The sequence below is a fragment of the Mesorhizobium sp. LNJC394B00 genome (assembly GCF_000502555.1).
Taxonomy (GTDB): Bacteria; Pseudomonadota; Alphaproteobacteria; order Rhizobiales; family Rhizobiaceae; genus Mesorhizobium.
Map to the genome: position 1 here is coordinate 1 of NZ_AYWH01000008.1, position 19,146 is coordinate 19,146.

General features: G+C 64.1%; 16 protein-coding genes, 1 pseudogene and 1 riboswitch. Of the genes and pseudogenes, 8 read left to right on the forward strand and 9 right to left on the reverse strand.

Going from position 1 to position 19,146, the window contains the following annotated elements; translation table 11 throughout:
* Positions 1 to 629, forward strand: a pseudogene (locus tag X751_RS141160) (hypothetical protein); the annotation flags it as partial.
* Positions 630 to 655: 26 nt separating this feature from the next.
* On the opposite strand, the gene X751_RS141155 reads toward X751_RS141160, so the two are convergent.
* Genes X751_RS141155 through X751_RS141140 form a run of 4 tightly spaced genes read right to left on the reverse strand, consistent with a single transcriptional unit; the run spans position 656 to position 3,734 of the window.
* Positions 656 to 955 carry a CcdB family protein gene (locus tag X751_RS141155; protein ID WP_023673676.1) on the reverse strand — a complete coding sequence of 100 codons (300 nt, stop codon included), beginning with the start codon at positions 953 to 955 and terminating at the stop codon, positions 656 to 658.
* A complete protein-coding gene (locus tag X751_RS141150; protein ID WP_023693600.1) occupies positions 955 to 1,197 on the reverse strand; it encodes a type II toxin-antitoxin system CcdA family antitoxin in 243 nt (80 codons plus the stop codon). Before X751_RS141150 ends, X751_RS141155 begins: the two co-directional genes overlap by 1 nt.
* 55 nt (positions 1,198 to 1,252) lie before the next feature.
* The gene (locus X751_RS141145) at positions 1,253 to 3,073 is read right to left on the reverse strand and encodes an ABC-F family ATP-binding cassette domain-containing protein (protein WP_023745734.1); all 1,821 of its coding nucleotides are present in this window, start codon (positions 3,071 to 3,073) and stop codon (positions 1,253 to 1,255) included.
* 1 nt (position 3,074) lies between these two features.
* The gene (locus tag X751_RS141140) at positions 3,075 to 3,734 is read right to left on the reverse strand and encodes a thiamine diphosphokinase (protein ID WP_023690494.1); all 660 of its coding nucleotides are present in this window, start codon (positions 3,732 to 3,734) and stop codon (positions 3,075 to 3,077) included.
* A gap of 162 nt (positions 3,735 to 3,896) precedes the next feature.
* Positions 3,897 to 4,011, forward strand: a riboswitch (TPP riboswitch).
* 43 nt (positions 4,012 to 4,054) lie between these two features.
* On the opposite strand from X751_RS141140, the gene thiB reads away from it, so the two are divergent.
* From thiB to X751_RS141120, 4 genes are all read left to right on the forward strand, one after another.
* On the forward strand, positions 4,055 to 5,062 hold the full coding sequence (thiB, locus tag X751_RS141135; RefSeq protein ID WP_023745735.1) for a thiamine ABC transporter substrate binding subunit: 1,008 nt from the start codon (positions 4,055 to 4,057) through the stop codon (positions 5,060 to 5,062).
* 220 nt (positions 5,063 to 5,282) lie between these two features.
* Positions 5,283 to 6,881, forward strand: coding sequence for a thiamine/thiamine pyrophosphate ABC transporter permease (thiP, locus tag X751_RS141130; protein WP_023745736.1), 1,599 nt, complete (start codon positions 5,283 to 5,285; stop codon positions 6,879 to 6,881).
* Complete coding sequence (gene thiQ, locus X751_RS141125) at positions 6,878 to 7,642, forward strand: thiamine ABC transporter ATP-binding protein (protein ID WP_023707251.1); 765 nt, start codon at positions 6,878 to 6,880, stop codon at positions 7,640 to 7,642. The genes thiP and thiQ overlap by 4 nt, the downstream gene beginning before the upstream one ends.
* A 330-nt stretch (positions 7,643 to 7,972) precedes the next feature.
* Positions 7,973 to 9,379 (forward strand): M48 family metalloprotease, encoded by a 1,407-nt coding sequence (locus X751_RS141120; RefSeq protein WP_245260137.1) that lies wholly within the window; start codon positions 7,973 to 7,975, stop codon positions 9,377 to 9,379.
* 92 nt (positions 9,380 to 9,471) lie between these two features.
* Here X751_RS141120 and X751_RS141115 read toward each other — a convergent pair whose 3' ends face one another.
* The gene (locus X751_RS141115; protein WP_023685806.1) at positions 9,472 to 10,329 is read right to left on the reverse strand and encodes an RNA polymerase factor sigma-32; all 858 of its coding nucleotides are present in this window, start codon (positions 10,327 to 10,329) and stop codon (positions 9,472 to 9,474) included.
* A 397-nt stretch (positions 10,330 to 10,726) separates the two neighbouring features.
* Here X751_RS141115 and X751_RS141110 point away from each other — a divergent pair, with 397 nt between their 5' ends.
* The 3 genes from X751_RS141110 to X751_RS141100 all read left to right on the forward strand — a co-directional run bounded on the left by X751_RS141110 (position 10,727) and on the right by X751_RS141100 (position 13,082).
* The gene (locus X751_RS141110) at positions 10,727 to 11,500 is read left to right on the forward strand and encodes an amino acid ABC transporter substrate-binding protein (RefSeq protein ID WP_023699299.1); all 774 of its coding nucleotides are present in this window, start codon (positions 10,727 to 10,729) and stop codon (positions 11,498 to 11,500) included.
* Positions 11,501 to 11,637: 137 nt separating this feature from the next.
* Positions 11,638 to 12,318 (forward strand): ABC transporter permease subunit, encoded by a 681-nt coding sequence (locus tag X751_RS141105; RefSeq protein WP_023693608.1) that lies wholly within the window; start codon positions 11,638 to 11,640, stop codon positions 12,316 to 12,318.
* Positions 12,315 to 13,082, forward strand: coding sequence for an amino acid ABC transporter ATP-binding protein (locus X751_RS141100; protein WP_023673665.1), 768 nt, complete (start codon positions 12,315 to 12,317; stop codon positions 13,080 to 13,082). The genes X751_RS141105 and X751_RS141100 overlap by 4 nt, the downstream gene beginning before the upstream one ends.
* Before the next feature lie 196 nt (positions 13,083 to 13,278).
* On the opposite strand, the gene X751_RS141095 is transcribed toward X751_RS141100, so the two are convergent.
* The 4 genes from X751_RS141095 to X751_RS141080 all read right to left on the reverse strand — a co-directional run bounded on the left by X751_RS141095 (position 13,279) and on the right by X751_RS141080 (position 18,847).
* Complete coding sequence (locus X751_RS141095; protein WP_023673664.1) at positions 13,279 to 13,860, reverse strand: CarD family transcriptional regulator; 582 nt, start codon at positions 13,858 to 13,860, stop codon at positions 13,279 to 13,281.
* A 426-nt stretch (positions 13,861 to 14,286) separates the two neighbouring features.
* A complete protein-coding gene (gene fdxA / locus X751_RS141090; protein ID WP_013529180.1) occupies positions 14,287 to 14,625 on the reverse strand; it encodes a ferredoxin FdxA in 339 nt (112 codons plus the stop codon).
* Between the two features lie 253 nt (positions 14,626 to 14,878).
* A complete protein-coding gene (locus tag X751_RS141085; protein ID WP_023699303.1) occupies positions 14,879 to 15,265 on the reverse strand; it encodes an RNA-binding S4 domain-containing protein in 387 nt (128 codons plus the stop codon).
* Between the two features lie 75 nt (positions 15,266 to 15,340).
* Positions 15,341 to 18,847 carry a helicase-related protein gene (locus X751_RS141080; protein WP_023745737.1) on the reverse strand — a complete coding sequence of 1,169 codons (3,507 nt, stop codon included), beginning with the start codon at positions 18,845 to 18,847 and terminating at the stop codon, positions 15,341 to 15,343.
* Positions 18,848 to 19,146 lie beyond the last annotated feature (299 nt).

A 19,146-nucleotide genomic window follows, 5' to 3' on the forward strand; every position in this document is an offset into this window, starting at 1 on the left:
ATGGGGCAGCACCGGCTGATGCCGCCGCCACGCCGCCCGCTGCGCCGGCGGCCGCCGCTCCCGCGCCGACCGTTGCGGTCGGCCAGAAGGCGATCTTCTACGAGGAACGCACCTCGACCGCGCAAGGTTCGGCCGAACCCGGCAGCATCGTCTGGTCGCTGGTGCAGGAATCGCCCGGCGGCGACCTGCCGCCCGAGCCGGCGATCCGCGCCGAGGCGACCATTCCCGGCAAGGACATCCAGCTGCGCATGACCATCCGCCGCAATACCGACCAGACGCTGCCGGCCAGCCACATCATCGAGATGATCTTCCTGACGCCCGAGGGCTTTGACGGCGGTGGCGTCGACAACATCCTGCGCGTCGCCATGAAGAGTTCGGAACAGGATGCCGGCAGCCCGCTGATCGGCATTCCGGCCAAGATCGCCGACGGCTTCTTCCTGGTGGCGCTCAACGACACCAAGGCCGACGAGGACGCCAATATGACCTTGCTTCGAGGCCAGGACTGGATCGACGTGCCGGTGGTCTACAAGACCGGACGCCGGGCGCTGCTGACCATGGAAAAGGGCATTCCGGGCGAGAAGGTGTTCGACGAGGCGCTGAAGGCCTGGCAGGCCAAGACGGCAGGTTGACGGGCGGCAGTAGCGGCTGCCTTCGCTCAGAAGCCCTGGAACAGCATGTCGAGGGCGGCGACGATGTCGTCGTGATGTCTAGAAAGGTTTCCCTCTGGCATCCGCAATTCGGACGCGCTGAAGGCCGACACAAACTGTGTGACCATCACAAGATCTTTGCCGTTTATAGCGAAGGTCGGGTTCAGGCGGCGGCCAGGAAGCGGGGCAATCTCGGGCGGCATCAAAGGAACGACCACCCTGGTGCTCAGCCCTTCAAGCATATCTGACTGCACGTCGAGAAGATAACCGTCGCTCTCGGTACTCCGATAGAAATCGTAACGCGCCATCAGAACGGCCGGTGTTTAGCCAATGGCAGTCCGTTCTTTCGGACATATTCGTTGGAGCTTTCGATGGCTTCCCTGTTTTCTTCTTGCCATCGACGCGTTTTCTCCGCCGCAATCGCTTTCGCGATCCCTGCTTCGGCAGCGCGGGAGATGTTGATGCCCAACGCTTTGGCGTCCTTGATCAACTGAGAGTCAATGGACGTGTTGACAGAGGTCCGCTGAGTTTTTGGCGTCGATTGAAGCACGGAGATGCCTCCTTTCATGCGCACAATATACGCGCATAAAAGACCGCAGGCAATGCTACCCCTCCATCTCCTCACGCAGCATTTCCAGTTCCAGCCACTCTTCCTCGAGTGCGGCCAGCGTGGCGCGTTCCTTGTCGAGGGCGGCGATGGTCTTTTGGAACGAGGCCGGGTCGCGCTCGTAATAGGCGGGATCGGCGATGTTGTTTTCCAAACGCGAGATCGAGGCCATTACCGCCTCGATCTTCTTGGGCAGCGATTCCAGGGCGAATTTCTGCTTGAACGACAGTTTCTTCGACGGCCCTTTTGGCGCTGCCGGCTCGCTCTTGCCCGGCGCCGGCGCATCGCTGGCTTCGGCCTTGGCGCGCGCCTTGCGGTCGTCGAGCCGGGTGCCGCCGCGCTGCGCCAGCATGTCGGAATAGCCACCGGCATATTCGATCCAGCGGCCGCCTCCGTCCGGGGCGATGATGCTGGTGACGGTGCGGTCGAGGAAGTCGCGGTCGTGGCTGACCAGGATGACCGTGCCGGCAAAGCCGGCGACAAGTTCCTGCAACAGTTCCAGCGTCTCCATGTCGAGATCGTTGGTCGGCTCGTCGAGCACCAGAAGGTTGGCCGGCCGCGCCAGAACACGCGCCAGGAGCAGCCGCGCCCGTTCGCCGCCGGACAGCTCGCGCACCGGGGTGCGCGCCTGTTCCGGCTTGAACAGGAAATCCTTCATGTAGGACACGACATGGCGCTGCTCGCCATTGATGACGAGGTTTTCGCCGCGCCCGTCCGTGAGATACTGCGCCAGGGTCTCGGCCGGATCGACCGCCTCGCGCTTCTGGTCGAGCGTGGCGATTTCCAGATTGGTGCCGAGCCGCACCGAGCCGGCATCGGGCTTCATCTCGCCGGTGAGCATCTTCACCAGCGTCGTCTTGCCGGCGCCGTTCGGCCCGACAAGGCCGACGCGATCGCCGCGCTGGATGCGGGTCGAGAAGCCCTTGACCACGGTCAGGTCGCCAAAACTCTTCTCGATGTTCTTGGCCTCGATCACCAGCTTGCCGGATTCGGCGGCGTCGCTGGCCACCATGGTCGCCGAGCCCTCGGCGCCGCGATGGCCGCGAAAACGCTGGCGCATGGTCTGCAGTTCGCCCAGGCGGCGCATGTTGCGTTTGCGGCGAGCCGTCACGCCATAGCGCAGCCAATGCTCCTCGCGCACGATCTGGCGGCCGAGCTTGTGCTGTTCGCGCTCTTCCTCTTCCAGCACAAGGTCGCGCCATTCCTCGAAATGGCCAAAGCCCTTGTCGAGGCGGCGGGTCTGGCCACGGTCGAGCCAGACAGTGGCGCGCGAGACGCGTTCGAGGAAGCGACGGTCGTGCGAGATGACGATCAGCGCCGAAGACGTCCGGACAAGCTCTTCTTCCAGCCATTCGATGACCGACAAATCGAGATGGTTCGTCGGCTCATCAAGCAGCAGAATATCGGGTTCGGGCGCCATGACGCGGGCAAGTGCTGCGCGGCGCGCCTCGCCGCCGGAGAGATCGTTGGGGTTCTCCGTGCCGGCGAGGCCGAGATGCTCCATCAGATATGTGGCGCGGTAGGGATCGTCGGCAGGCCCAAGCCCGGCCTCGACATAGGCGCGCACATTGGCAAAGCCGTCCATGTCGGGCATTTGCGGGAGATAGCGCACCGTTGCCGAAGGCTGGCGGAAGACCTCGCCGTCTTGCGGCTCGATCAGACCAGCAGCAATCTTCAGGAGCGTCGACTTGCCGGAGCCGTTGCGGCCGACGAGCGCGATCTTGTCACCGGCGGACGCCGTCAGTTCGGCGCCATCGAGCAGCGGCGTGCCGCCAAAGGTCAGTCTTATGCCGTCGAGGTTGAGAAGGGGCGGGGCCATGTCAGCTTTCAGGCAAGGGGTAGGGGTGGGCGAGCAGCAGCGCGCGGCCATGGCCGAGCGCGATTTCGAGGCCGCCCCCGGTCGTGTTGGACTTGACCTCGTTCGAGATGGTCAGCGACGAGCCGAACACGACCTCGACATGGTCGAGCGGCCACTTCGCGCCGGACACGGTGAGGCCCGAAAGATCGGAAAAGCCGAGCACCGAAAACAGCGTTCCGTCGGCATAGTCGAAGCCGGCCTTGCCAGGCAGCAGAGGGGCGCCTTCCTGCGCTCCGCTGGTCAACAGCAATTTTGTGCCGGCCTCGGCCAGCCGCAGGCTGAGCGCCAGATGGAGGAAGGCGTGGTCGGCGCGCTTGCCGCCGAAAGCGCCGGCCAGCACCAGGCTGGTGGCGCCGCGTTCCAATGCCGCCGCGATCGCCAGTTCGCCATCGGTCTTGTCCTTTTCGGGAGGAAACACCTCCCGCGGCACGGCGGCGAGATCGGCAGGCAGGTCCGCCGGCACGGAATCGAAATCGCCGACCCACAGCTCCGGCATCACGCCGAGCAGGCGGGCATGATCGATGCCGGCGTCGGCGGCGATGACGCGCGTGCCCGCGACCTGGCGGTCGAGCCGCGGCGTGCGGACGAGATCGCCGCCAAGCAGGATGGTGAATGTGCTCATATCCGCTGGCCCTTACCAGCCCCGCCGACGAAACGGAAGGCCGAGCGGCACCGTCACTCTTTGTTGGAGCATGATCTTTTTCCGGAAACGGATTCCACTTTCCGGGATCACGCTCGGGCAAACTTCCACTTGCGTGGCACCTTGGCCGGGCCTATGTGTCGAAACGCTCTAACGGGGTGCCGGACGCGATCTTCGCGGACCGGCTGAGAGGCAGTCTCGCCAACCCGCTGAACCTGATCCGGTTTGTACCGGCGGAGGGATTAGACGCTTCGGACAGCCCGACGCCTCAATTCCTTTCAACACGAATGAAGGAGGCGCCGATGCGCATTTTTTTGTCCCGTCTTGTCCCAGCGCTTGGGCTTGCTGTTTCGCTACTGGCAAGCCCTGCGTGCGCGCAGGAAAAACTCACGATCTATACCTATGAGAGTTTCACTGCCGACTGGGGTCCAGGCCCCCAGGTGAAGAAGGAATTCGAGGCCGAGTGCGGCTGCAGCGTCGACTTCGTCTCGGTGGCCGACGGCGTCGCGCTGCTCAATCGCGTCAAGCTCGAAGGTGCGTCGACCAAAGCCGATATCGTGCTTGGCCTCGACACCAACCTCACCGCGGAAGCCAAGGCTTCCGGCCTGTTTGTCCGACATGGCGCGGTGGCTGAAAACAACGTGCCGGGCGGCTGGAGCGACGACACTTTCGTGCCCTACGATTATGGCTATTTCGCCGTCGTCTACGACACCGAGAAGCTGAAGAACCCACCGAAGAGCCTGAAGAAATTGGTCGAGGGCGATGCCGCCGACAAGATCGTCATCCAGGATCCGAGGACGTCGACGCCGGGCCTCGGCCTGCTGCTGTGGGTCAAGTCGGTCTATGGCGACAAGGCGCCGGAAGCCTGGGCGAAACTCAAGGGCAAAGTGCTGACGGTGACGCCGGGCTGGAGCGAGGCCTACGGCCTGTTCACCAAGGGCGAGGCGCCGATGGTGCTTTCCTATACGACGTCGCCGGCCTACCACATGGTGGCGGAGAACACCGGGCGCTACCAGGCGGCCTCGTTCGAGGAAGGCGAGTATCTGCAGATCGAGGTCGCCGGCATCACCACCACGGGCGCGAAGAATCCGCTGGCGGCGAAGTTCCTGGCCTTCATGACCGGGCCGAAATTCCAGGATGTCATTCCGGAGACCAACTGGATGTTCCCGGCCGGGAAAACCGACAAGCCGCTCAATCCGGCTTTTGATAGGCTGGTCAAGCCGGCGAAGACCTTGCTGTTCAGCCCGGAAGAGGTCGCGGCAAATCGCAAGGCCTGGGTGGATGAATGGCTGGCGGTGATGAGCAAGTAGCTTTGGCTGTATAGTCAAAAGATGAGTGCTCTACGGCGCCCCCCTCTGTCCTGCCGGACATCTCCCCCACGAGGGGGGAGATTGGCCTTTACGTTGACTTTCGCCAATCTCCGAAGCTGCAGGAATGAGCGGAGCGCTAAAACCGCCAATCTCCCCCCTCGTGGGGGAGATGTCCGGCAGGACAGAGGGGGGCGCGAAGGAACGCGACGCCCGGTAAAGAGTGCAACGCTCTGACCCCCGCATCACGGCCGGCATTGTCGCGCTTGCGGCAATCGCGCTGCTGATCGGTGGCGCCTTCGCCGGCCTTATCCGCGAAGGCGCGCACGACCTTTCCGGCGCCGCGTCCGCCTTTGACCTCTATCTCCTGCGCGTGGTCCGCTTCACGCTCTGGCAGGCTGCGCTCTCGACTCTGCTTTCCGCCGTACCGGCGCTCTTCGTCGCCCGGGCGCTGTCGCGGCATCCGCGCTTCTTCGGACGCGGCTTCATCCTGCAGCTATTCACTGTGCCCCTTGCCTTGCCGGCAATTGTCGGAGCGCTGGGAATACTGGCGCTCTATGGCCGCGCCGGTTATTTCGCCGCGATCGGTGGCCAGAGCTGGCCCGACATCTATGGGCTGTCGGGCATCCTCGTCGCCCACGTCTTCTTCAACCTGCCGCTGGCCACCCGGCTGTTCCTCGAAGCGCTGGGAACGGTGCCGGCCGATCAATGGCGGCTGGCGAGCCAGCTCGGCATGGGGGCGAGGCCAGCCTTCCGGCTGATCGAGTGGCCGGTGCTGCGCGCCGCGCTGCCGGGCGTCGCCGGGCTTGTCTTCATGCTTTGCATCACCTCCTTCACCATCGTCCTGATCCTCGGCGGCGGGCCGGCGGCGACGACGCTGGAAGTCGCCATCTATCAGGCGCTGCGTTTCGACTTCGATCCGGCGCGAGCGGTGACGCTGACGGTGCTACAGATCGCGCTGACTTTCGCCGTCATGCTGGCGCTGACGCGGCTCGGCGCCAATGTGACCGGCGACGCCAATTTGCCTGTCGCGCCGCGCCGCTATCACTTGGCCGGCAAAGCAGAAACAGCGTTCAACGCCGTCCTGATCGTGCTCGCCTTGCTGTTCGTCGCCGGACCGATGGCGGCCACCGTCGCGTCCGGCCTCGGCGCCGATCTCGGCCGGCTGGCGGGCGAGAGTGCCGTGCGTCAGGCGACGCTGACCAGCGCCGGTCTCGCCTTCTCGGCGGCGCTACTTTCGGTGGCGCTGGCACTGTCGCTGATCATGGCGCGGCGGGCACTGTCGCTGCGCCGCCGGTCCAGTGCCCGTTCATTGCTCGAACATGCCACCGACACCGGCGCCGGCTTCGTCCTCATCGTGCCGCCCATCGTCATCGGCGCCGGCTGGTTTCTCCTGCTGCGCACGGTCAGCGATGTCTTTGCCATCGCGCCGGTCATGGTCGTCACCGTCAATGCGGTGATGGCGATGCCCTTTGCCATCCGCGCGATGCGCCCGGCCTATGATGCGGCGAGCGAGCGCCATGAAAAGCTGTGCGCGCAGCTCGGCATTGCGGGCTGGAACCGGCTGCTTCTGGTCGACTGGCCATCGCTCCGGCGGCCGCTGGCCACCGGCTTTGCCTTCGCCATGGCACTGTCGCTCGGCGATCTCGGCGTCATCGCGCTGTTCGGCAGCGATTCGGTGCAGACCTTGCCCTATCTCCTGCTGGCGCGCATGGGCAGCTATCGCACGGCCGATGCTGCCGGGCTGGCTTTGCTGCTCGGGGCGGTCTGCCTTGCATTGGTGGTCGCGGCAGACTGGCTGGGACGGGGAGAGAGATCGTGACGTCCGCTGTGGAGAAAGGCACGACTGTCCGGCTGGACAAGGTCTCGTTCAGCTATGGCGAAACGCCATTCCTGTTCGATGTCGAATTCGATACATCTAAGATCACCGCCATCATGGGGGCAAGCGGTTCGGGCAAATCGACCTTGCTCAATCTGGTGGCTGGTTTCGAGACGCCGGAGTCCGGTCGTGTGCTGATCGGCGCCGCCGATGTCGGCGCCGAGCCGCCTTCGGCGCGGCCGGTGTCGATGGTATTCCAGGAAAACAATCTGTTTGCTCATCTCTCGGTGGAGAAGAATGTCGGGCTCGGCCGCTCGCCATCGCTCAACCTGACCGACGCCGATCGCGCCGCAATCGCCGAGGCGCTTGACCGCGTCGGCCTGGCCGGCAAGGAAATGCGCCTGCCGCGCGAACTCTCCGGCGGCGAAAGGCAGCGCGTGGCGCTCGCCCGCGTTCTGGTGCGCGACCGGCCAGTGCTGCTGCTCGACGAGCCGTTCGCTTCGCTCGGGCCAGCACTGCGCGACGACATGCTCGACCTGGTGGCCGGCGTTCATGCCGAGCGGGCGATGACGGTGCTGTTCGTCACGCATCAGCCGGAAGACGCTCGCCGTATCGGCGAGCAGATGGTTTTTCTGGACAATGGCAGGGTTGCCGCGACGGGACCTGCCGGCGATTTTTTCGACGGCACTGGCCCTGAAGCGTTTCGGCGCTATATCGGCGCAAGTTCGGGCGGATCACGCGATATTGCCCGGAAGCGGACATAATTTACGACCAAACCGGCTACAGGTGATGTGGCGCTTGCTTGCCATGGTCCAGTCGATGTGGCTAGGTCCGCTTAGTACTGGTCCGGCACGAGCCGTGATTTGCCCCTACAGCGCCGCACCCGGCCGGATGCGTAAACGCTGTAGGTTTTTTGATGTGTGCAGGATTGCCAACGAAACCGATTTTTCGCTGGCGCGGACCCCGGTTCCAAATCATGCGCCGAGAGCTGAAGGAACGCCGTGCTGCCGACCGGCACTGACACTTTGAAACGCAGACCGCTGGTGCGCTTCCTCGCGCTGGCCGGCCTTGCCGTGGCGCTGGCCAGCTGCCAGATGTTCACGCCTCCCGAAGTGCAGGAATCCGGCTTCCAGCCTTCCGACAAGCCGATCACGGTCGACAATGTCGCCGCCAACAGCAAGCTTGCCGAACTGGCGAAGGCACAGCATCCGCGCATCCTTGCCACCTATGGCGGCGAATATTCCGATCCCAAGCTCGAGCGCATGGTGGCCAAGGTTGTCGGCAGCCTGACCGTGGTGTCGGCCAATCCGACCCAGACCTATCGCATCACCATCCTCAATTCGCCCAACGTCAACGCTTTCGCGCTGCCGGGTGGCTATCTCTACGTCACCCGCGGCCTGCTGGCGCTGGCCAATGATTCGGCCGAACTCGCCGCCGTCATCGCGCATGAGATGGGCCACGTCACCGCCAATCACGGTCTGCAGCGACAGCAGCTCGAGGCCGAGGAAGGCCTGGCGACCAAGGTGGTCTCCGATGTGCTGGGCGACAGCCCGACCGCCAAGCAGGCATTGATCCGCGGCAAGCTGAGGCTGGCGCAGTTCTCGCGCAACCAGGAGCTGGAGGCAGACGCCATCGGCATCAAGTCGATCGGCGAGGCGGGTTACGATCCCTATGCCGCCGGGCGTTTCCTGCAGTCGATGTCGGCCTACACCGATTTCCGCTCGATCAGCGGCGCCACCGACGCCAGCCTCGACTTCCTGGCCACGCACCCCAACACGCCGCAGCGAATTGATCTGGCGCAGCGCCACGCCCGCCAGTTCGGCGCGCCGGGCATCGGCACCCGCGACCGCGATTCCTTCCTGGCCGGGATAGACGGCCTGCTCTATGGCGACACGCCGGAAGAGGGCTATGTGCGCGGCCAGACCTTCCTGCATCCGGGCCTCGGCGTTTCGTTCACGGTGCCCGACGGCTTCATCATCGACAATTCGGCGGCGGCGGTGACGGCGACCGGTCCCGGCGACATGGCGATCCGCTTCGACGGTGTGTCGATCGACAAGGATCGTGCGCTGACCGACTACATCAGAAGCGGCTGGGTGGCCGGTCTCGACGAGACCAGTGTGCGCCAGGAGACGATCGACGGCAACCAGGCGGCGACCGCGCACGCCGGCGCCGATGGCTGGCAGTTCGACATTGCGGTGATCCGCGCCGGCGGTCAGGTCTACCGGCTTTTGACAGCGGCCCCCTCGGCCAGCACGACACTCGATCCGGTGGCACGCTCGGTCAGCGGTTCGTTCCGCGTGCTCAGCCCCGCCGAGAAGGCGGCACTGAAGCCGCTGCATATCCGCGTCGTCACGGTACAGGCCGGGCAGACGATGGGCACACTTTCGGCGCAGATGGTCGGCGTCGACCGCAAGCTCGATCTGTTCCGCGTGCTCAACGCGATGTCGCCGGGCGCCTCGGTTTCGGCCGGCGACAAGGTCAAGATCGTCACGGACAGATAGCGCCGGTCTTCGTCAGAAACCCCAGCCTTCGTAGTGCTTTTTTCTGAGATAACTTTTCTGAGATAACTCGGGGTACCCCGTTCCTGGCAATCTCAGGCCGCCATGAACTCCGGATTCTGCTTCACCAGCGCGAGCTTGAGCTTTTCCATGGCGCGGGCCTCGATCTGCCGGACACGCTCCTTGGAAATGCCGAGCGTCTCGCCAAGCGCCTCAAGCGTCGCACCTTCGTCGCTCAGCCGGCGCTCCTCGATGATCCTGAGTTCGCGGGCATTGAGCGCGCGGAGCGCCGTCTTCAGCCACATCAGGCGCCGTTCGACGTCGATGGTGTCGCCGGCGACCTCGTCAGGCAATGGATCGTCCGAAATCAGGAAGTCCATCCGCTCGGTGGTGCCAGCTTCGTCGGCGAGCGGTGCGTTGAGCGAAGAGTCAGGTGCTGAAAGCCTGGAATCCATCTTCGCGACATCGGCCTCGGAGACGCCTAGGGCTACCGAGACTTCGCGGTAGAGCGTGGCGTTGGAGATCGGCTCGGCGCCATTGGCAAGACGGGCGCGCAGGCGCCGCAGGTTGAAGAACAGCGCCTTTTGCGCCGAAGAGGTGCCGCCGCGAACGATCGACCAGTTGCGCAGGATATAGTCCTGCATCGAAGCGCGGATCCACCATGTCGCATAGGTCGAGAAGCGCACCTCGCGCTCCGGCTCGAAACGCGCGGCTGCTTCCAGCAGCCCGACATGGCCCTCTTGGACCAGATCTCCGAGCGGCAGGCCGTAATGTCGGAACTTCGAAGCCATGGAGATGACCAGCCGCATATGGGCGACGGTGATCTGATGCAGCGCCTGCTGATCCTGGTCCTCCTTCCAGCGCAAGGCGAGAACATGTTCCTCATCGCGCTCGAGGTAGGGGGCTTTCATTGCCGTGCGGACCATGGTCCGTCCTGCCGTGTCTTCGATCATGCCGCGCTCCTGCTCCCGGACATTTTCGGACGGCCTGGCGGCCGTTATCTCTGTTTGACGCAATTCCGAAGGAAACCGCTTTCCCACTTTCCTGGAATTGCTTCGGGCCTAGCGCAGCCAAGGGTTCTTGAAATGGAAACGCGGCGCCCTACAACAAGCCATGAACGTGCCATACCGGGGATTGGTTCCGCCGCCGAGGGCGGTTGTTTTGTGCGGTCCGACAGGGCGCATCGACACCGCAGATCGGGACTATTGGCACCGATCGGAGCTGCTTTGAGAATCTGATTTCTGGATCGCCGTTTTTTTGAAATCTGGTTCCTTATTTTGCTGCGCTGTATCTGTCAGTTTCCGGCTCTCACAAGCGCCGGACACCGGCCAAGGACGGGATCACATAGAAATGAAATGGCTCAATTCGCTCATCGTCGCCGGAACGCTTCAGGTTCTGGCTGTTACATCAGGCTATGCCGGCGCCAATCTTGACCAGATCAAGCAGGCCGGCACCCTCAAGGTCGGCACCGAAGGCACCTATGCGCCCTTCACCTATCATGATGCTTCCGGCGCGCTGGTCGGCTTCGACGTCGAGATCGCCAAGGCGATCGGCGACAAGCTCGGCGTCAAGGTCGAGTTCCTCGAAGGCAAATGGGACGGGCTGATCGCCGGCCTCGACGCCAACCGCTACGACGCCGTGATCAACGAGGTCGGCATCACCGACGCGCGCAAGGCCAAGTACGATTTCTCCGATCCTTACATCGCCTCCAAGGCCGTGCTGATCGTGCGCGGCGACAATACCGACATCAAGACCTTCGCCGACCTCAAGGGCAAGAAGTCGGCACAGTCGTTGACATCGAATTTCGGCAAGCTCGCCGAGACCAACGGCGCCGAACTCGTCGGCACCGACGGCTTCGACCAGTCGATCCAGCTGCTGCTCACCGGCCGCGCCGACGCCACCATCAATGACAGCCTGTCTTTCCTCGACTTCAAGAAGCACAAGCCGGACGCCAATGTGAAGATCGCCGCGCAGGAAGAGAACGCCGACTATTCCGGCGTCATCGTGCGCAAGGGTGATCCGGAGCTGGTCGCGGCGATCAACAAGGCGCTGGCCGACATCAAGGCCGACGGCACCTACAAGAGGATCGCCGATACTTATTTCGGCCAGGATGTCTCGCAGTAAAGACCATCTCCCGGCGGTTTGCCGGCAATGACCAATAGCGGCGGGCCGTCTTTGACGGCTCGCCGTTTTTCGCATGATATGAGAAGCACACAATCGCACTGCCGACACCGCGGCGGTCTGTGAGGGAGGACCCGTTCGTGCCGCACTGGCTACACCTGATGCTGGACTCGTTGCCGACACTGCTGTGGGCGGCGTTGATCTTCACCGTACCGCTGACATTGCTGTCGTTCGCACTCGGCCTGTTCGTCGGCCTGGTTGTCGCCCTGGTGCGGCTGTTCGGCCCCAAGCCTCTGGTTGCCGTGGTCCGCTTCTATGTCTGGATCTTTCGCGGCACGCCGCTTCTGGTGCAGCTGTTCCTGATCTTTTACGGCCTGCCTTCGGTCGGCATATTGCTGGACGCTTTTCCGGCGGCGCTGATTGGCTTCACCCTCAACATAGGCGCCTACAGTTCGGAAATTATCCGCGCCGTGATCGGCTCGGTGCCGAAGGGCCAGTGGGAGGCGGCCTATTCGATCGGCATGACCTGGAGCCAGGCGATGCGGCGCACCATCCTGCCGCAAGCCGGCCGCGTCGCCGTGCCGCCGCTGTCCAACACCTTCATCTCGCTGGTCAAGGACACGTCGCTCGCCGCCGCCATCACCGTGCCGGAGATGTTCCAGGCGGCGCAGCGCATCGTCGCCACCACCTATGAACCGCTGATCCTCTATGTCGAGGCGGCGATCCTTTATCTGGCGATGAGCTCGGTGCTTTCGGCCTTGCAGACGCGGCTGGAGGAGCGGCTCAACCGCTATGGCGGCTTCCTGGAGGCGCGCTCATGATCGGCCTCACCGACATCGAAAAGCGCTTCGGCGACAATCTGGTGCTGAAGGGCGTGACGGTCACCATTGCCGAAGGCAGCGTCACCGCGCTTGTCGGCCCCTCCGGCGGCGGCAAGAGCACACTGCTGCGCTGCATCAACCTGTTGGAGATCCCGACCTCGGGCATGGTGCGCATCGGCGACGAGACACTGGAATTCCGTCCCGGCATCAAGATCCCCAGCCGCGACATCCAGCGCCTGCGGCTGCAGACCGGCATGGTGTTCCAGAACTTCCAGCTGTTCCCGCATCGCACCGCGATCGAGAACGTCATGGAAGGCCTGGTGACGGTGCTCAAATGGCCGACGGCAAAGGCGCGCGAGCGGGCACTGGCGCTGCTCGAGAAGGTCGGCATGGCGCACAAGGCGGACGATTGGCCGGCAACGCTGTCGGGCGGCCAGCAGCAGCGTGTGGCCATCGCCCGCGCCCTGGCGCCGTCGCCCAAGGTTCTGCTTTGCGACGAGCCGACCTCGGCGCTCGATCCGGAACTGGCGCAGGAAGTGGTCGACGTGCTCGGAAAACTCGCCAGCGAAGGCACCACCATGGTGATGGCCACGCACGACCTTCGCCTTGCCTCCAAGATCGCGCAGGAGGTGGTGTTCCTCGATGCTGGTGTCGTCGTCGAGAAGGGGCCGTCCACCGTGGTGTTCAGCAATCCGGAGCGGGAACGGACCAAGCGTTTTATTGCGACGCTGAAGCAGGAGGCGGAGAAGGAAGCCGGCGGCTGAGCCTTCTACGTTCCCCTTGTGGGGAGGTCGGACGGAAGGTCCGGGTGCGGTCTGGTGTCGTCCCCATCCTCGCTGCTTCGCAGCGACCCTGCCTGGGCGAGCCACGGGTCTCGCCCGTCCTTGGAACCCCACAAGGGGGTAAAAACAAAAACCCGGCACAAGGCCGGGTTTTTCATGATTTCGACGGTGAAAGCGATCAGGCAGCTTCTTCCTGCTCGGCTTCCTCATTGTCGGCCTTGGCGCCGCGCTTCGGGCCCTTGTTGAGGTTGACCTCGATCAGGCGCACGGCTTCGGTTTCCGACATGCGGTTGACTGCCGCGATCTCGCGCGCCATGCGGTCGAGTGCCGCCTCATAGAGCTGACGCTCGGAATAGGACTGTTCCGGCTGGTTGTCGGCACGGTAGAGGTCGCGCACGACTTCCGAGATCGAGATCAGGTCGCCCGAATTGATCTTGGCATCATATTCCTGCGCACGGCGCGACCACATGGTGCGCTTGACGCGGGCGCGGCCCTGCACGACCTTCAGCGCGCGCTCGACATAATCCTCTTCCGACAGCTTGCGCATGCCGATGGAGGTCGCCTTGGCGACCGGAACCTTCAGGCGCATCTTGTCCTTCTGGAAGTCGATGACGAACAGTTCCAGCTTGTGGCCCGCAACTTCCTGCTCGTCGATCGAGACGATCTGGCCGACGCCGTGTGCCGGATAGACGATGTACTCGCCGGTCTTGAAACCGTGGCGTGCCGAGGTGGACTTCTTCTGCGGGGTGATCGTTGCCATTACGCCCTGAACTCCTTGTTGTGGCACCGGCGGCCTGCCGGTCCGAACGCATGCGACCGGGGACACCGATCGTTAGCCGCACAACAGATGAACCCATCGGAAAAAGCCGGGACCGGCAAACCGCATACATAGCGACTGCCTGGCCCAGATCGCTCTGGTCCGATTGGGGATTTCACCTTTCAGTGATTTGGGGCGCTTGCGCCATAAATCGACGTTGTGTCACCGGCATGTTTCAACTGGTGTAGCACAAAAAGTCGGAAGAATCAAGGTTTTGCTGCAAACGCGAAGGTCGAGCGCCATCGCCGCCTGTCAAGGCAGTTAATGTATGATGCGCGTTACGCAGCGTTATGACGATCCAATAGGCCACACTTTTTTGCTTTGCGCATCACCCTTTCCGAAATCGATTCCGATTCCAGGGTCATGCGCTCAATCGCCTTCGCCGGGCTCGGCGGAGAAATATTTCTCGAACTTGCCGGCCTCGCCGTCGAAGCTCTTGGCATCTGCCGGAGGCTCCTTCTTGGCGGTGATGTTGGGCCATTTCTCGGCGTATTCGGTGTTGACCTGCAGCCATTTGTCGAGGCCCGGCTCGGTGTCGGGCTTGATTGCATCGGCCGGGCATTCCGGTTCGCAGACGCCGCAGTCGATGCACTCGTCGGGATGTATGACAAGCATGTTCTCGCCCTCGTAAAAGCAGTCGACCGGACAGACCTCGATGCAGTCCATGTACTTGCATTTGATGCAGTTGTCGGTCACGACATAGGTCATTGGTCGGCTCCGGGACGTCCCGTTCTTGCTAGAGCGACGTGCGTCCACTTGGACGCACAAAGTACGCTCTAACACTTTGAATCTGCGCATCGTGCCTTCCGAAAAATCGATTTCCGATTTTCGCGCCGATGCGGCGGCTTTTTTGGTGAGGTAACGCCTTTGCCTGCCGCTTGCAAGGGCAGCCATTGCAGGCGGGGCCCGCGTGTCCGGAATGAAATTCCAGACCGCCGGCATGGCGCAGACGGCCAAGGCTTCAGTCTTCGCCGAACAGCCGGTCGGTTTGCCTGCGCTCTTTCTTGGTCGGCCGGCCGCTGCCGGCGTCGCGCAGCGCCGGAATGGCATCGGCAACAGCCTCGCCTTTTGGGACCGGCGGCGGGGACATGTCCTCGTAGAGCGTGCGCGCTTCCTCGGCCGGACCGCGCCGCACGCCGGTGCCAAGCACCTTCCAAATGAAAATACGGCGCTCGTGCGTAATGGTCAAAACGTCGCCAGGCTTGACCAGATCGGAGGCCTGCGCTGCTTTGTCGCTGTTGATGCGGACGCGTCCCGCGACAACCAGCTTGGCCGCCAGCGAGCGCGATTTTATCGCGCGCGAAAAGAACAGCCACTTGTCGATGCGCTGACGACCTTCAGCAACCATCGCAGCGAGTTATTTCTTGTTGGAGCATGATCTTGTCCGAAAACCGGTTCCACTTTTCGGGATCATGCTCAGAGCTTACTTCTTCAGCTGGTCGCGCAAGGCGGCGAGCTTGGCGAAGGGCGAGTCCGGATCGAAGCGCACCGGCCGTTCTTCGCGTGGGTTGGCCTGGAAGGCCGGCTTGGCGCCTTGCGGTCCGCCTTTGCCTTCCGGCCTGCCGCCTTTCCAGTCAGGCCGGCCCTCGCGCGGACGCTCGCCTTGCGGCTTGCCGTCGCGGCGCTGTTCGCCCTCGGCCTGCGGCTTGGGCTTGAACTTCGAACGGTCGAAACGTGGCTTGGCGGCACCGTCGCGCTGGTCGCGCCGGCCCTGATAGGCCGGCCGCTCGCCCGTTGCCGGCTGTCCGCCGGCAGCGTCGGCCGGCGCATCGGCGCGGGCAGCCTGGCCGTTACGCGGGCGATTGTCCCGGCCTTGACGATGGCGCGGGCGCTGCTCGAAACGACCCTGCCGCCACAGCAAGATGGGCTTTGGCGCTTCGGCCTCGGGGACAGGCTCAGCGCTTCCACCCTCCCCCTCGTGGGGAGGGTCGGCGCGCAGCGCCGGGGTGGGGGCAGCGCCGGCGTCGGCGGTTGCGCCTGCATCGGCTACGCGGTCTGCACTATCGGTTTCGTCAGCGCTGTCACCCCCACCCGCGTCGCTTCGCGCCGCGACCTCCCCCATCGAGGGGGAGGTAAAAGCGTCGGCGCTTTCGGTGACAGTGTCGTCAGCCTCTGCAACGGCCGGAGCGTGTTCTTGCGCTGCAGGCTCTGCAGTTGTTTCGTCGATGGCTGGGACCTCGGCGGTAGCTTCAACGGCCGCAGCTGGCTCCGAACCCTCGGCAGGCGCTTCCGGCTGAGCGTCTGCAACAGCCTCCGATGCGACTTCGGCAACGGGCTCCTCAGCCGCAACCTCAGTGGCGGAAGCCGCATCCGGCTCCGAACTGTCGGTCGGCGCTTCAGCGACAGCTTCGCCTGCAGCGGCTTCCGCCGTCTGGGCCTGCTCGGCCTTCGCTGCCGCTTCCGCCAGCTTTGCCGCCGCGGCTTCGCGCGCGGCATTGTCCTGCGCTTCCAGCCGCGCCTTCACCTCTGCGGGCGGCTTCGGCTCGGCGCGATAGCCGAGACCTTTCAGGATCTCTTCCATGTCGTCGGCGGTGGCGCCGAGGATGGACATCATCGGCGGCGTCACCATGAAGGACTGGCCGTCATAAGCGCCGTCGGGGCGCTGTCCCAGACCGGGCTTCCAGTTGGTCGCAGGCCGGATCAGGTCGGCCAGCCGTTCCAGAATGTCGATGCGCACGGCGCGGCGCCCGAGATTGCGGTAGCCGGCGAGCCTGTAGAAGCTCTTGTCGAAGGCCGGGTCGATGACCACCGATGTGCGGCCGGAGGCCAGCGCGTGCACCACGTCGCCAAAGCCGGGCTTGTCCTTGCCGTCGTTCTTCAGCGCCCACAACAGCGTAATCAGTCCGGCGGGCGCCGGCTTGATCAGCGCCGGCACGAAGACGTGGTAGGCGCCGAAGCGCACACCGAGCCGGCGCAAGGCGGCGCGACCCTCCTGGTCGAGCGACTTCATTTCCTCGGCGATGTCGCGGCGGTTGATGAGGCCGAAATGCTCGACGAGCTGGAAGGCGATGCCACGGCCGATGCCGGCGATCTGCTCGGCATTCTTCAAGTCGACCAGCGGCTTCAGCAAGGATTCGATCTGGAAATTGACGAAACGCTCGGCGCGCGCGGCGACCTTGTCTCGGGCGGGGCCGGTCAACTGCTCGTCGGCCAAAAGCACCAGGCGCGGCTTCAGCGCGTCCTCGCCGGCAACCAGCGTGCCGATCGGCGCGCCGATCCAGCGCAGCGTGCCGTCGGAGCCGAGCGCAAGGTCGCCATTGGCGCAGGCGCCGAAGCGTTCGGCACGCGCCTCGAACTCGGCGGCCAGCGCTTTTTGCGCTGCCGTACGCACGGCCTTGGCGTCTTCGCCGCCGGCGCTCTGGTCGGCGGTGAAGCGGAACCCTTGCAACTCGCCGACATGATGGCCTTCGACAAGGACGGTTCCGGTAGGACTGATTTCGGCTTCAGGCATTGTATTTTCTCTAAGGCGCCGCATGAGGACGGAAGTCCTGCGGTCTACAAACCGTTTCGTCAACCGCTCATGCAGCGCATCCGACAATCTGTCTTCGATTTCGCGCGTCTTTTCCCGCCAGTGTGCCTGATCGGCCAGCCAGCCCGGCCGGTTGGACACGAATGTCCAGGTGCGGATCTGCGCAATGCGGTGCGACAGCGTGTCGATGTCCCCCTCGGTCGTATCGGCGCGGCGCACCTGCTCGGCCATGTAGTTCTCGTCGACATGGCCGTGTTTGGCGAGGTCGGTGTAGATAGAAGCGATCAGGTCGGAGTGCTGGGCCGGCGCGATCTTGCGGTAGTCCGGCAACGCGCAGGCTTCCCACAGCAGCGCGACGCGCTTGGCATTGGTAGCCAGCGCGCGGATGTCCTCGTCGCGGGAGAGATGTTCGAGCGCCTGCGCATCGACCGCCGGCAGCGCGCGCGTCAGGCCTTCGACCGGCGCGTTGGCCTCGATCGAGCGCTTCAGCGCGTCGAGGCTGGCGAAGTCGAAATGCGCGGTGCGCCATTGCAGCACCTTCACCGGATCGAACTCGTGCCCCTCGATGCGCTTGACCAGTTCCTCGTCCAGCGGATCGACCTGGCCGGTGACGCCGAAGGTGCCGTCGCGCAGATGCCGGCCGGCGCGGCCGGCGATCTGGCCGAGCTCGGCCGCCGTCAGGTTGCGGTACTGGTAGCCGTCGAATTTGCGGTTCTGGGCGAAGGCGACATGATCGAGATCAAGGTTGAGCCCCATGCCGATGGCGTCGGTGGCGACGAGATAGTCGACGTCCCCTGCCTGGAACATTGCCACCTGGGCATTGCGGGTGCGGGGCGACAGCGCGCCTAGCACGACCGCCGCTCCTCCTTGCTGGCGGCGGATCAGCTCAGCGATGGCATAGACCTCGTCGGCGGAGAAAGCGACGATCGCCGTACGCCGCGGCAGGCGGGTCAATTTCTTCGAACCGGCATAGGCCAGGTGCGACAGGCGAGGGCGCGTCACCACCGAGACGCCTCTCAGCAGCTTTTGCAGGATGCCATGCATGGTGGCCGCGCCGAGCAGCAGCGTTTCCTGGCGCCCGCGCAGGTGCAGGATTCGGTCGGTGAAGATATGGCCGCGCTCGAGGTCGCCGGCGAGCTGCACCTCGTCGATGGCGACGAAGGCAACGTCGGTCTCGCGCGGCATGGCTTCGACGGTGCAGACCGAATATTTCGCGCCGGGCGGCTGGATTTTTTCCTCGCCGGTGATGAGCGCCACCTTGTGGGCGCCGACCTTTTCGCAGACGCGGGCATAGACCTCGCGCGCCAGAAGGCGGAGCGGCAGGCCGATAATGCCGCTCTCATGCGCCACCATGCGCTCGATGGCGAGATGGGTCTTGCCGGTGTTGGTCGGACCCAGCACGGCAGTCACGTCGCGGCCCGACAGGATCAGCGGCTCGGTGTGTTTCGGCTGGATGTTCATCGGCCTGGAGATGAGGCTTTCTGCATCGTGTTGTCGGGAGCGCGCCTCGCGTGGCGCGTATGACAGGCGACACATAGGGATTTCAGGCGCGAAGCGAAAGCGGAATGTTCCGGCCGGCAATCCCACGGTTCGTCTTTGAGGTCTCAATTAACAGTTGGAACGAGTCTGGAACGAATCGGCGACGAATCAGTGACTCCGGCAGATTCAGCTTTTGTTCACGGCTACATGTGGATTTTGCGAGGCTGAGTCTCACCATATGCTGAATCGCGGAAACTGGCCCGATTCCTGCAAGGCGACCA